This window comes from Ligilactobacillus araffinosus DSM 20653, assembly GCF_001435375.1.
GTDB lineage: Bacteria > Bacillota > Bacilli > Lactobacillales > Lactobacillaceae > Ligilactobacillus > Ligilactobacillus araffinosus.
In genome coordinates this window covers 216515-230143 of record NZ_AYYZ01000029.1, presented here as the reverse complement: position 1 = coordinate 230143, position 13629 = coordinate 216515, and the positions used below count along the sequence as shown (strand labels likewise).

Annotated in this window: 11 protein-coding genes; 6 read left to right on the top strand and 5 right to left on the bottom strand. The window is 39.9% G+C overall.

Annotated elements, in window-relative coordinates; genetic code table 11:
- Positions 1-25: 25 nt before the first annotated feature.
- Entirely contained in the window at positions 26-577 is a 552-nt protein-coding gene (locus tag FC64_RS05640; RefSeq protein WP_057906940.1) for an SLOG family protein, read from the bottom strand.
- Positions 578-652: 75 nt separating this feature from the next.
- On the opposite strand from FC64_RS05640, the gene recU reads away from it, so the two are divergent.
- From recU to FC64_RS05625, 3 genes are all read left to right on the top strand, one after another.
- Positions 653-1285, top strand: a complete 633-nt coding sequence (gene recU / locus FC64_RS05635; RefSeq protein WP_057906939.1) for a Holliday junction resolvase RecU — start codon at positions 653-655, stop codon at positions 1283-1285.
- The gene (locus tag FC64_RS05630; protein WP_420805061.1) at positions 1278-3584 is read left to right on the top strand and encodes a transglycosylase domain-containing protein; all 2307 of its coding nucleotides are present in this window, start codon (positions 1278-1280) and stop codon (positions 3582-3584) included. The genes recU and FC64_RS05630 overlap by 8 nt, the downstream gene beginning before the upstream one ends.
- Before the next feature lie 129 nt (positions 3585-3713).
- The gene (locus tag FC64_RS05625; protein ID WP_057906937.1) at positions 3714-4814 is read left to right on the top strand and encodes a baeRF6 domain-containing protein; all 1101 of its coding nucleotides are present in this window, start codon (positions 3714-3716) and stop codon (positions 4812-4814) included.
- Positions 4815-4893: 79 nt separating this feature from the next.
- Here FC64_RS05625 and FC64_RS05620 read toward each other — a convergent pair whose 3' ends face one another.
- The 4 genes from FC64_RS05620 to FC64_RS05605 form a co-directional block, all read right to left on the bottom strand.
- Positions 4894-5589, bottom strand: a complete 696-nt coding sequence (locus FC64_RS05620; protein ID WP_057906936.1) for a DnaD domain protein — start codon at positions 5587-5589, stop codon at positions 4894-4896.
- 65 nt (positions 5590-5654) lie between these two features.
- Positions 5655-6956 carry an asparagine--tRNA ligase gene (gene asnS / locus FC64_RS05615; protein ID WP_057906935.1) on the bottom strand — a complete coding sequence of 434 codons (1302 nt, stop codon included), beginning with the start codon at positions 6954-6956 and terminating at the stop codon, positions 5655-5657.
- A gap of 95 nt (positions 6957-7051) precedes the next feature.
- Positions 7052-7552: a cell wall elongation regulator TseB-like domain-containing protein gene (locus tag FC64_RS05610; protein WP_057906934.1), complete on the bottom strand. Its 501-nt coding sequence runs from the start codon at positions 7550-7552 to the stop codon at positions 7052-7054.
- Positions 7553-7604: 52 nt separating this feature from the next.
- Entirely contained in the window at positions 7605-10385 is a 2781-nt protein-coding gene (locus FC64_RS05605; RefSeq protein WP_057906933.1) for a helicase C-terminal domain-containing protein, read from the bottom strand.
- A gap of 252 nt (positions 10386-10637) precedes the next feature.
- Here FC64_RS05605 and mvk point away from each other — a divergent pair, with 252 nt between their 5' ends.
- The 3 genes from mvk to FC64_RS05590 are packed head-to-tail and all read left to right on the top strand — an operon-like array spanning position 10638 to position 13629.
- Complete coding sequence (mvk, locus tag FC64_RS05600) at positions 10638-11582, top strand: mevalonate kinase (RefSeq protein WP_057906932.1); 945 nt, start codon at positions 10638-10640, stop codon at positions 11580-11582.
- A complete protein-coding gene (mvaD, locus tag FC64_RS05595) occupies positions 11575-12552 on the top strand; it encodes a diphosphomevalonate decarboxylase (RefSeq protein WP_057906931.1) in 978 nt (325 codons plus the stop codon). Before mvk ends, mvaD begins: the two co-directional genes overlap by 8 nt.
- A gap of 12 nt (positions 12553-12564) precedes the next feature.
- Entirely contained in the window at positions 12565-13629 is a 1065-nt protein-coding gene (locus tag FC64_RS05590; protein WP_057906930.1) for a phosphomevalonate kinase, read from the top strand.

Here is a 13629-nt window from a genome sequence, read left to right as displayed (position 1 = left end):
CAGTAGTATTATAGCAGAATTGTTTTTAGTTGCCAAGATTTTCTTGAAATTCATTTGCAGTGTCTTGCAAATTATCCATGTCAAATAACGTAACCGGATAATCATGATTTTCTGTGTATTGTTGAACAGCTTGATAATCATATTTCGGTTTTCCAGGATATTCTGGATCATAGATCAGTGTTGCCTCATCCGTATGATCCAGCATAAACTTTTGAAAATTTTTCAATTGTGCAGGCGATTGATATGGCTGTTTACTGATGCTTGCACAAAAATCAACCTTTGATTCCAAATCACTTAGCAGCATCCGATTCTGCTCATTCCATTGACAGCCAAATTCACTGAACGGGTACATCAGTGAAACTTTTAATTCCGGATATTCTTCCTTCAATTCCATTGCCGCTTCCGCAGCCCATTGCTCAACACCAAGTTGGCCGCCGGTGATCACCCATTCAAGGCCATCATTAAATTTTTGTTCAAAATGTTTTTTTAATAAATATTTAATTACTTTGACTTTCGGATCATTATTTGTAAAAACTCCGAGTTCATAACTTCGATAACCAGTTACCCATAACCGCAACTGCTTCACCTGCCTTCACGATTTTGCCTAAAATCTTGATAAATGGTAAAATACCGGGATAGGAGTGTGATTTTGATGACACTTAACTATCCAAATGGTCAGCATTACTCTCAAAAGCAGAGTAACACATTCAAGGCGAAACATAAATCGCCAAGTCGAATTGTTTATGGCAATCGTGGAATGACGCTTGAACAGGAAATCAATGATAGTAATCAATACTACCTTGAACGCGAAATCGCCGTCATTCACAAGAAACCCATTCCAATTCAAATTGTTGACGTTGATTACCCTAAGCGAAGTGCAGCGGTAATCAAAAAGGCATATTTCAAAACACCGTCAACGACTGACTACAATGGAATTTATCGAGGGTACTACCTTGATTTTGAAGCAAAAGAAACCAAAAATAAAACAGCCTTCCCGTTAAGCAACTTTCACGAACATCAAATTAAACATATGAAAGCTTGTGAAAAGCAACATGGAATCTGTTTTACAATCATTCGTTTTGTTTCACAAAATGAACTGTATTTAATGCCAACATCCCTTCTATTTAACTATTGGGATAATCAAGCTCACGGACGCAAGTCGATCCCGAAAAAGGAAATCGAAGACGTGAGCTTTAAAATTGAATATGGTTTGCAGCCCCAAATTCCATATCTTAAAGCAGTGGATTTACTAATTAACCAAATCGAAGGAGATAATAATGAGTAATCAAGATCCAAAATATTCAAGAGTTAATCGGCGAGAAGCTGAAGAAGCGGTTCGCGCAAAAGGCCCTTGGCATATTATCAAGCGTATTTTGCTAGTTATTTTGATTATTTTTGTCCTTGGAGTTGCGGCTGGTTCGGCCCTCTTCTTCTACTATGCAAAAAGCGCTCCTGAACTTTCAACAAGCAAATTATCAAGTCCAGGTTCGACGATCATTTATGACGCGAACAATAAAAAGATCACTTCATTGGGATCTGACAATCGGACTTTGATTGCTGAAGATAAAGTTCCGCAACAGTTAAAAGATGCAATCGTTTCAATTGAAGACCGGCAATTTTATCAACAAAAAGGAATTGATCCTAAACGAATTTTAGGGGCGTTTTTAAACAACCTCAATCCAGGTTCAGGTCTTCAAGGTGGAAGTACGATCGACCAGCAATTGATCAAATTGTCATACTTCTCGACCTCCAAGTCTGACCAAACACTCAAACGGAAAGCACAAGAAGCTTGGTTAGCCTTGCAACTTGATAAGCATTACTCAAAAGATCAAATTTTAACATTCTACATTAATAAGGTCTTTATGGGATATGGTAACTACGGAATGGAAACAGCTGCCAAATTCTATTACGGTAAATCATTAAATCAACTTGACCTAGCCCAAACTGCATTAATTGCTGGAATTCCGAATGCGCCATCTTCATATAACCCGTATTCGAATCCGAAATTAGCTTTAAAGCGACGGAATGAAGTTCTTCAAGCAATGTATGAAAATCATAAAATTACAAAGAATCAAGAAAAACAGGCTCAAGCTGAAGATATCAACAATGGTTTACTCCCCGCTCATCAAAACAACGTTGAGGATAGTGAAAAAGCCAAAATTGCTGACCCATATTTGAAAGAAGTTATCCAAGACGTTGAAGCCAAAGGATACGATCCGTTTACTCAATGTCTCAAGATCTATACTAACCTCGATATGAATATTCAAGAAAAGTTGTACGAAATTGCCAACACTAACAATTACGTCTACTTCCCAAATAACAAGATCCAGGTTGCCTCGACAATCGTTAACCCCCACAACGGGAAGGTTGTCGCAATGATTGGGGGACGGAAATTAGGAAACGTTACCTTCGGCTTAAACCGGGCTGTTCAGACTGACCGGACTGACGGTTCAACCGCTAAACCGTTGATGGATTATGGACCAGCAATCGAATACAAGCAATGGGCAACGTACCATATGTTAAAAGATGAACCATATACTTATCCAGGTTCAAGCACTACTCTTTATGATTTTGACCATAAGTATGAAGGCAACATGACAATGCGGGAAGCCTTGATCGAATCCCGGAACATCCCTGCAATTCAAACATTAGCCAGCGTTGGTCTTCCAAAAGCAACGAAGTTCCTTCAAGGTCTTGGCTTTAACTATAAGTCTGGATTGCACTATTCAAACGGAATCGGTCTTCCATCATCAACGTTACAAAACGCAGCTGCCTACGCGGCATTTGCCAATGGCGGAATTTACTACAAGCCGCAATTTGTCAATGCCATTGAAACGCCTGATGGGACGGTTAAACAGTACTCTAACGAAGGAAAACGAGCAATGCAACCATCAACGGCATATATGATCACTGACATGTTGAAACAGGTTATTACTTCACCAAAGGGGACGGGGAAGGAAGCAAATATTCCTGGCCTTTACCAAGCTGGGAAGACCGGGACAAACGCTTATCCATCAGATGTTGCCAATGAATTTCCATCCAATGCAATCATGGATTCATGGTTCAACGGTTACACGAAGAACTACTCGGTATCCGTATGGCTTGGATATGACCACCAGTATCAACCTGGAAATTACATGACACAGTCGACTGCTAACATTGCTTCGCAATTCTATAAACAGATTATGGAATACATGTCCGAAGATGTATCAAACACTGACTGGGTAAAACCAAGCAACGTTTACGTTAAATACATCAACGGTGTACGGCAACTTTACTTAGCTGGATCTCAACCGCCTTCAAGTGAGATCTTCTCAAAGAAGAGCAGCATGGCGAAATTCCAAAGTGTCTTTTCAAAGATTGATGATTCGCAAAAGAGTCAAAACAGTAACCCACAGACAAATTCAGACCAGCAAAGCAAGGTTCAGACAAATAGCCAATCACAACAGCAAAGCAATAACAATAACAATAATAATCAGAACAATAATAATAACCAGCAGAATAATAACAATAATAATCAAAATAATAATAACCAGCAGAATAATAACAATAATAATCAAAACAATAACAACGATCATCATTAATGTTATTTTTAACTGCTAATAAGCTGTGGTTAAAAACCACAGCTTTTTTATTTTATCCAAGCATATTGATAACCTTTTCATGCCAATCAATATATAATAAAAATGTAAAGGTTAAAGGAGGTTTTGATTATGTCACTAAAACATGATTTGAAAAATATTGTAATTAATGAAGAAGTTTCAGGACCATTTATTTCATTGTTTTTACCACTTTACCCTAGCAAAGACAATTTCAAATTTGATGATACCGAATTTAACAGTCTTCTTTCAAAAGCTAAAAAGCAATTTGTTACAAAGTATGGCGAAAAGAACTGGTCAAAGTACGAAAAGAAAATTAAGGCAACTCAAAATGACATCGTCTTTGATTATGCTCAATCGAAGTCGCTTGCAATTATCATTAGTAATGAAACAGCTTACCACTACTACCTTCCACGGAAAGTTGATCTCCAAGTTCGGGTAGCTGATAAACCATATGTTCTACCAATCATTCGCGGATATGAATATATGCCAAGTTATAATATCGCAAAAGTTACCCGTTCCTCGTTTGAAATGTTTACCGTTAAAAACGGATTAGTTTCACCAATGAGTTTAAATAATGACGCCCCTATTTCAGCTGAAAAAGCATTAAACATTGACACGCCTGATCAAAAGATTCGAATGGAACAACGCGGTGGCGGTTCATATGACCAATTTAGAGGAACTGACGTAAAGGCAGAAGCTGAACAAACTGATATGGATCAATACTTCAGAATGGTGGACGAATACATCACCAAGCACATTAGCTTAAAGGATCATTTAAAAGTTGTTTTGATGGCAACTGAAGATGATGCGGGCGAATTCAAGAAGTTATCACACAACCATTTCTTAGACAAGGAAGATACGTTGACAATTCCAGCAGTGATCAATCATGAAACACTTGAAAAAGCGACAGCGAAAATCACCGAACGCTTCATTGATGAAAGCCGGGAAAAGATTGAAGATGCAATTGATCTTGCCCACTCAAAGAAGAGATACCTTGAAGGAATGAAGGATGTTCAAGCTGCAGCTGAAGAAGGTCGCCTTGATACAACCGTGATCGCGCATGAACTTGCCGTTAACGAAACCGAAACTGATGAGCAAGTTCAAGCAAATGAAATTGCAATCGACACCTTGGTATACGGCGGCCAAGTTGATTTAGTTGATCCAACTGTTATCAACAATCAATCAATTGTTGGAATTCTTCGGGGAATTTAATTTAAAATCAAAAAGAGTTAAAAAGAGGATGTGATCTTGGTCACATCCTCTTTATTATATCTGCATAATTATTTTTTCGTTATTCCGACCACTTATTCAGTGGAATTTTCGGTTTCGCCCGATTACCCTGTTTCCGTTGGCTTTGGCCCTGATGTCTGAACTTGGTCCGTTGCCGTTGAACATCAGCTGCCGTCTTGATGCCCTTCTTTTCCCATGCAAGCAAAATTTTATCCATGTACTTTAAATTATAAACTCCGCTTAGAACGGCCTCTTTTAAAGCCAAAATAACGATTTCAGGCGAATAATGGTCTTCGTTAAGCCAACTGTCAATCATTTCCATATCAAATGAGGACAAGGGATGACCAAATTCTTGCTCGATCCGCGCAAAAACATCATTCCGTGTTTGTTGATGAGCTTGAATTTGTTTTGCCTGCATTTGATCTCTTAAAAGTTTAAGTGTCTTTTTATACAACGGCTCTAAACTGTATTGGTCTGAATTACGTCCCTGGTCGTCAACCACTGATGTCAAGCTGATGATTCCCTTTTCAATCAATCCGTGAAGCAGTTGGTAAATCTGCGCTTCATCCTTATTCATGATTTGGGCAATCGTTTGAAGATCAAGGGCTTGGTTTCCATCTTTCAATGCAGCTTTGAGTTCTAGCAAAAAGACAAATTCTTCCGCGTTCATTCCTAACTTGACGTAGTTTTTCAAAATCAAATTTGGAATCATCGTATTTCCTGTCTGCAATAGTTTCAATGCGACCGTGTCATCCATTAAAGTCCCTCCTTTCAGATAAGAAAAGAGGCTGAAACACTCCAGCCTCTTTTTTAATCCCAATTTTACGGGTAAATCCGGTTTAACAAACGTGGAAATGGAATTGCTTCCCGAATGTGGTCTTCACCTGTGATCCAGGTAACGGCCCGTTCAAGGCCAAGGCCAAATCCTGAATGCGGAACACTTCCATAACGCCGTAAATCAAGATACCATTCGTAATCTTTCATGTTTAAACCGGCCTTTTCAATTTGTTCCTTTAAGTATTCCGTATCAGTTGCCCGTTCTGAACCCCCGATAATTTCACCATAACCTTCAGGTGCTAATAAGTCTGCACAAATAACAACATCATCCCGAGTTGGGTGTGGTTTCATGTAGAATGGCTTGATAGCCTTCGGATAGTTCATTACAAACACTGGCTTACTGAATTGTTCAGCCAAGTATGTTTCTTCTGGCGAACCAAAGTCTGCTCCCCATTCAACATCTGGAAATTCGCCTGAATCTTGCAACATCTTGATGGCTTCATCATATGAGATTCGTGGATATGGTAATTCAGTGTACCGTTTCAAAACATCCTTGTCACGGCCTAAAATATCCAATTCATAGTCACAATGATCCAAGACATTTTGAACAAGGTATGCAATATACCGTTCTTGAACTTCAAGGCTTTCTTCTTGGTGAGTAAATGCCATTTCAGGTTCAATCATCCAAAATTCGATCAAGTGACGCCGTGTTTTTGACTTTTCAGCCCGGAACGTTGGACCAAACGAAAAGACCTTACCGTAAGCCATTGCGCCGGCTTCTTCATAAAGCTGACCAGACTGTGAAAGGTATGCATCCCGGTCAAAATACTTCGTGTGGAATAATTCAGTTGTTCCTTCTGGTGCACTTCCGGTCAAGATTGGAGCATCAACCTTCATAAATCCTTCCTTGTTGAAGAATTCGTATGTTGCTCGAATCATTTCGTTGCGGATTTTCATGATTGCAAATTGTCGACTTGAACGCAACCATAAATGACGGTGATCCATTAAGAAATCTGTCCCGTGTTCCTTTGGAGTGATCGGATAATCTTCACTTTCACCGACAATTTCAATGTCTTCAACTTCAATTTCGTAACCAAAGTGTGACCGTGAATCTTCATGAATTGTTCCAGTTACATACATACTTGTTTCTTGTTTAACTTCCTTGGCAATCTTGAAGACTTCTTCAGAAACGTTGTTTTTTACAACTACTCCTTGGAAATATGCTGATCCGTCGCGTAATTGCAAGAAAGCAATTTTCCCGCTTGAACGCTTATTTGTAAGCCAAACTCCGATTTTGACTTTTTCGTTTACGTGGTTCTTTGAATCAATAATACTGATCGTTTCCACAAGCCGTTCCTCCTCTAATCTTAATTGATAATTTCAAAAAAAGATTTACTTTTTTTAATTATAAACTATCTTCCGAAATGTGTCATTATCATTCATTACATATTCGTGATATTTTGTAAAACTTGTCCGTCTTTAAATGCAACCTGGGCATAGCATAAATTACCTTGCTGATTTTCGTAGGCAACTTCCCATAGTGGAGTACCTCCATTTTTCATTCCAAAAACGGTTTTCACAATTTTTTGCGGCTGGTACTTTTGATTAACAATTTTTTCAGCCGCTTTTTTAGTAATTCCTTTGTTTTTCTCGTAAATATTTACGCGATTGCCCTTCTTGGGAATTACAACGTACACATCTTGGTTATCATTGTTTTCGCCTTCAATTGTGTAATATGTACTATTACGATTATAAATATAAAAGTTTTTGACACTATCAACCTTTGCATATTTTGCTGCCATCTGAAAAGCTTCACTCTTCGCTTCGCGGTATGGCAACTGGGCAATCATATAGTATCCCCAAATGACAATCAAAATTAAAGCAATGATTCCAATGATGATCATGCGTTTAATCCGCTTCGTTTTGCGTTGAACCCGTCCCATTCTGAGCCTCTTCTCTATTACATGTTATCAACTATTATAACAAAAAAATGACCTAACGTTTGAATTTAAAGAAATTTGTAATTTCACCTGCAAGCTGTTGAGCTTCAATTATTTCAACCGGCATCCCTTGAGGAAAGGTATTCACAAACTGCTTGCCATAACCGCGATTAACAATTCGCGAATCAAGGGTGATCACTAATCCGTGATCCCGCTGCGTTCGAATCAGGCGGCCAACCCCTTGGGCAAACCGCATAACCGCTTCAGGCAGCGCAATGTCATTAAACGAATTACCACCAGCCCGGTCATCGCGTTGGTAACGAATCTGATTATATGGACTCTGGACCGCTTGAAATGGTAATTTGGCAATCACAAGGACCTCCAACTGTTCAGCCGGTAAATCGACTCCTTCCCAAAATGTCCCCGTTGCAAGCAAAAGCTGCGGCACATTTTGGAATGACTGAAACTTTTTCTTTAAGCGTTCAGCTGTTCCCGTGACATTTTGTGCTAAAATTTGCCATGCCTGCATCCGTTCGTCATCGTGCAACTGGTCATAAACTTTTTCAACCATTTCGTTTGAATTAAATAAAATCATCGTTTGCCGGTCTTGGGCTTGGCAGATCTTAATAATCTGATTGCTTAAATAATTTGCATATTCGTCAGTTGTTACCTGATTGACGTCTAACCCGTCCTTAATCAGCAAGGCCTTCGCTTGATGCTCATAATCAAAGGCTGACTGATATTTAAAATGTTTGCTTTCAACTGCGCCAAGCTGATCAACAAAATACTGGTACGTTTGCGAAGTAAAGTAACTTCCGCTAAAGAAAAGCACCTGATTAAAAAACGGATAGACGTTGGTTTGCAAAAAATCTTGCGACTCCATTAACCCAAAATGAAGTCTTAGGTGCGCGCCATCTTGGTCTTGTGGATAACTAAGCCACATCAATAAGCTGTCCGCCGTCTTTTCAAGATTTTCCAACGCCAACCGGTCCCAATTTTTTAACTTTGCAAGCAATTCATTACTGAGTTTAAAGTACGCTTTAAACAGATTAAATGATTGGCTATCCAAGCGCTGCTGATCAAGCAGCTCAATAAAATGACGGTAAAGTTTCGGATTTTTATTTTCTAAAAAGCGAATCGCATTTTGAACCTTACGATACTGATTAATATGCTCTTTTACAAAACCAAAAATCTTTTTTAATCGAACCGGAGTCTCCGTAATTTTGGCGACGCGTTGAAGTTTCATGAATCGGTGCAACATTGCATTCCGCAATTCAGGAATCGTATGGTCGATCACTTGGATTTTTTGAAGAACCTTCCGGTATTCAGCCCGCGTAAGTAGCCGCTGTTTGATCAGGTTCGCAAATGAATATGAAACCTGTGATTCCATTTTGACAAGTAACGTATCAGCAAGGATTTTGACTGCGTCAAGATCCATTACTTGATTATTATTCTGCAACGTTGTCGTTACTAACTGCTGGGCCTCATCGATGATCAAAGTTCGATGCTGATCTGCAAATTCTGCCGCATGTTTGATCAAATAAGCGTGATTCGTAATTACAAAATCAGCATTTTGCATTTCATCGATTCGCCGGCGCATAAAATCATACTGATAATATGGACTTTCCTGATTCAAGCCTTGAATTCCATGATGGGTAATTTCATCAAATAACGGTAATTGCTGAACCGTAAAGTTCAATTCGTCCATATCACCGGTTTCAGTTTGGGTCAACCATACTAATAACCGCATCTGAATCAACCGAGTATAGTCATTTTGCGGCTGATCAAGGGTATGGGCAAACTTATCCAAATCAATATAATGCTGGCTTCCTTTCAACGAAACCACGTTGACCTTAAACGGTAAGAACTGATCAAGCTGATTGATTTCCTGGTCGATCAGTTGGTTTTGAAGCGCATTCGTTGTTGTACTGATCAAAAAACGATGACCGTACTGGATTTCATGAGCTGCCGGTAAGAGGTATCCTAACGTTTTTCCAGTTCCCGTCGGCGCTTCAAAAAAGGCTTGTGGCTGTCCATGTCGCATTTGGGAAGCAACATCTTTCATTAACTTTAATTGCTGCGGCCTTTTTTCGTAGCTTGCCGGCCATGATTCAAGTAGAGGCTGCTTTGAGTGTTCCTGATCGTGATTCTCAAATTTTCGCGGTCGCCGGAAAGTAATTTTTCCGACTTGGATCAAATCCGCATCGTGTTCTCTTTGAGAAGTTCGTTTTTGCAGTTCATTTGAAAACAGCATTCTGGTTTCAAATAATAACGCTCCCCCCATTGATTCAAGCTGCTGCAATAACGAATCTGGTAGTTGATGGATCTGGTCCATCAATTTGATCAATAACTTGGCTGTCACCACCGCATCACTATCTGCCTGATGTGGCCGTTCATGACTAATTTCCAACGCGGCACTTAAATCTTGCAAGCGATACGATGCTAAACATGGATATAAAATCTGGCTAAGCTGAACGGTATCAACCCCTTTTAGGTCGAGTTCTGGATAGCCGACCCGTTCAAGTTCAGCATTCAAGAAACGGTAGTCAAACTGAATGTTATGCGCCACAAAAACTGTATCTTGCAATAACGCATAGATCGTTCCCGCAACATCATCAAAGAGCGGTGCATGGCGAACATCCTTTTCATGAATTCCTGTTAAATTCTGAACATCTGCCGGAATTGCCATTAACGGATTAATTAACGTATTAAATTTATTTACAATTTTACGATTTTGAACAAGAACACAACTAAATTGAATAATTCGGTTTGTTCCGTCCATCTTCGTTCCGGTCGTTTCAAGGTCAACAACCGCGAATGTTTGATTATTTACCATTCTTCCGTCATTCCTTTATTCTCTAACTTTGATTTTACAATAAACTACCGTTTAAACTCAAAATAAATTCTCACAAAGTTAAAATAACAAATTATTAATCATTAACAGATTATTTAATTAAAATTTCATTGGTTTATTCCTAATTAATACGGTATAATGAGCGTTGAATTAACATGTGTTTATACTGACAATTTCAAAAAGGTAATACGTTCTTTTTGAACTTCTCAAATCCATTTTGAAAGGATCTTTACCTTGGTAAATAGTAATCAAGCTCACGGAAAGAGCAACGCGAAAATTATTTTGATTGGCGAACATGCCGTTGTCTATGGTCAACCGGCAATTGCCCTTCCACTCACAACCGTAAATGTTAAAGTAACGGTTGAAGATGCCGAAACCGAAAGTACAATTAACAGCAGCTACTTTACAGGAAAGCTAGTTGATTTCCCGGTTTCAGGAATCAAACATTTAATTAACTATTTAATCGATAAAAATGAAATTGAAAATCCATTAAGTATTACGATCAAAAGCGACCTCCCTGCCGAACGCGGAATGGGTTCGTCAGCAGCTGTTGCGGTTGCTTTAATTCGGGCATTTTACACGTATTTAGGCAAGCCATTAACCAAGACCCGGTTACTGAACCTTGCAAATATTTCAGAAAAGGATACTCATAAAAATCCAAGTGGACTAGATGCCGCAACCTGTGCAAGCGAACAACCGATTTGGATGGTTCGCAACCAGGAATTAAAAACTTTTCCAATTAAAACACATGGGTATCTTGTGATTGCCGATAGCGGAATCAAAGGTAAGACAAGTCAAGCCATTGCCGTTGTAAAGGAACACTTAATGCATAATCCAGATGAAACGCAAAAATTGATCTCTGATTTGGGTCAGCTTGCTTTTAATGCGAAGGATGCCCTTGCATCAGATGACATCGAAAAACTTGGCGAAATTTTTAACGCTGCGCAAGAAATTTTACGTCAATTAGGGGTCAGTTGTGCCCAGCTTGACGATTTGATTGCCCTTAGTCTAGAAAACGGTTCACTCGGAAGTAAATTAACCGGTGGCGGTAAAGGCGGATGTTTCATTTGCCTCACGAAATCAATTGGCGACGCCAGTGGTCTTTCCCAAGCCCTTTTAGACGCCGGTGCAACTCAAACATGGATCGAACCTTTGCTTAAGGAGGACATTCATGAATAGTTCACCAATTACTGCCCGTGCGCATACAAACATTGCATTGATCAAGTATTGGGGAAAAAAGGACATGGATTTAATCATCCCGCAAAACAGTTCGCTTTCACTTACCCTTGACCACTTTTATACAGATACAACGGTCAAGTTTGACAAAACGTTGCCCCGGGATGTTTTTACTTTAAATGGTCACCTTGTCGAAAATCCAAAGGTCAACCATTTTATGGATCTTGTTCGCAAACTTGCCGGAATCCAAATTTTTGCAAAAATTGATTCAATCAATCACGTTCCTTCAGCTGCGGGATTGGCATCCTCAGCATCGGCTTTCGCTGCCCTTGCCGCCGCTGCCAGTAAGGCCGCAGGATTGGATTTAAGCAGAAAGGATCTTTCTCGCCTTGCACGCCGCGGATCGGGATCAGCCAGTCGGTCGATTTATGGTGGCTTTGTTGAATGGTGTCAAGGCACAGATGATCAAACATCATATGCCGTTCCAGTTGAAGAAAAACTTGATTGGCCAATTGGAATGTTGGTTGGGATCGTCAACTCCGGGCAAAAGAAAATTTCTTCCCGGGTCGGAATGCAGACTGTCGTTGAAACTTCCCCATACTATCAAGGATGGATTCAATCAACGACCGCAGATTTGAAATCAATTAAAAAAGCAATTCAAGAACGTGATTTTCAAAAAGTTGGGGAAATCACTGAAAGCAACGCGCTCAAAATGCATGCGTTAAATTTAAGTGCTCAACCGCACTTCAACTACTTTGAACCAATGAGCCTTGCAATCATGCAAGAAGTTGAACGGATTCGCGAAGAAGAACACATTCCGTGCTACTACACGCTTGATGCTGGTCCAAACGTTAAAATTTTATGCCTGCAAGCAGATGCCTCTGCTATTCAGCAAATTTTAGCCTCAAAATTTGGCCAAATTACGTTTGAATTTGCTAAGCCTGGAGAAGGAGTTCGCTTTATCGAAGCATAAGGAGGTAACTAAGTGGTTAACGTCAAAGTTCCCGGAAAACTTTATCTTGCTGGTGAATATGCCGTCGTTGAACCAGGAACCCCAGCCGTGATCACCGCTGTCGATCGGTTTGTTCACCTTAAAATCACGTCAGCAACCGCGACTGGAACTATTTACTCGCATCAGTATCAAACTATGCCGGTTAAATGGCACCGGACAGCTCATCGCCAAATTCAGCTTGAAGATGACGTTCACCTTGAATTTGTCCTTGAAGCCATTCGATTAACTGAACGCTATGTTGAAGAATCCGGCCGTCAACTCCAGTTTTTCAACCTTGAAATCGGTAGTGCCCTTGACAGTGATGATGGAAAAAAATTCGGACTTGGTTCGTCAGCGGCGGTAACCGTTGGCGTTGTCAAAGCCATCGCTGTTTTCTATCACCTTAATTTGACTGCATTGGAAATTTATAAGATTGCTGCCCTTGCCCACTATAATGTTCAAGGCAATGGTTCACTGGGAGACATTGCAGCCAGTGCGTTTACCGGTTGGATCGCATACTACTCGCCTGATCGGAACTGGCTGCTTAATCAACCGCAAAAGCCTTTAAAGCCTTTGATTGAAACTTACTGGCCAGAATTAAAAATCCAACGGCTTCCTGTCCCAGCAAGCACCGCTTTAATTGTCGGATGGACAGGCGCTCCGGCCTCAACCAAACATCTTGTTACTGAAGTTAAACGACGCAGTCATTTGAAATATGACACGTTCGTTACTCAAAGTGCGCAATGTGTGGAAGATTTAATTCATGCCATTAAGAATGATGATTTTGAAAAAATGACCGCTGCAATCACCCGTAATCGGAAACTTTTAAATGAATTAAGCAAAATTAGCCACGTTGAATTGGAAACTCCCCGGCTTAAAAAATTAATCAATCTTGTCGTTTGCTTTGGCGGAAGTGGCAAAATGTCTGGAGCTGGCGGTGGGGATTGCGGAATCGGATTCGTTAAGCATGGCTCAAATTATCAGCAGATTTTTGAACAATGGCGGCAGGCACAAATTTTACCGTTACAGTTATCAACATATACAAGTAATGAGGAATAA

Excerpts from the sequence above, each read along its gene's own strand:
- recU (WP_057906939.1), top strand. The coding sequence starts at position 653 with ATGACACTTAACTATCCAAATGGTCAGCATTACTCTCAAAAGCAGAGT.
- FC64_RS05630 (WP_420805061.1), top strand. The coding sequence starts at position 1,278 with ATGAGTAATCAAGATCCAAAATATTCAAGAGTTAATCGGCGAGAAGCT.
- FC64_RS05625 (WP_057906937.1), top strand. The coding sequence starts at position 3,714 with ATGTCACTAAAACATGATTTGAAAAATATTGTAATTAATGAAGAAGTT.
- FC64_RS05620 (WP_057906936.1), bottom strand. The coding sequence starts at position 5,589 with ATGGATGACACGGTCGCATTGAAACTATTGCAGACAGGAAATACGATG.
- FC64_RS05610 (WP_057906934.1), bottom strand. The coding sequence starts at position 7,552 with ATGGGACGGGTTCAACGCAAAACGAAGCGGATTAAACGCATGATCATC.
- FC64_RS05605 (WP_057906933.1), bottom strand. The coding sequence starts at position 10,385 with ATGGTAAATAATCAAACATTCGCGGTTGTTGACCTTGAAACGACCGGA.
- mvaD (WP_057906931.1), top strand. The coding sequence starts at position 11,575 with ATGAATAGTTCACCAATTACTGCCCGTGCGCATACAAACATTGCATTG.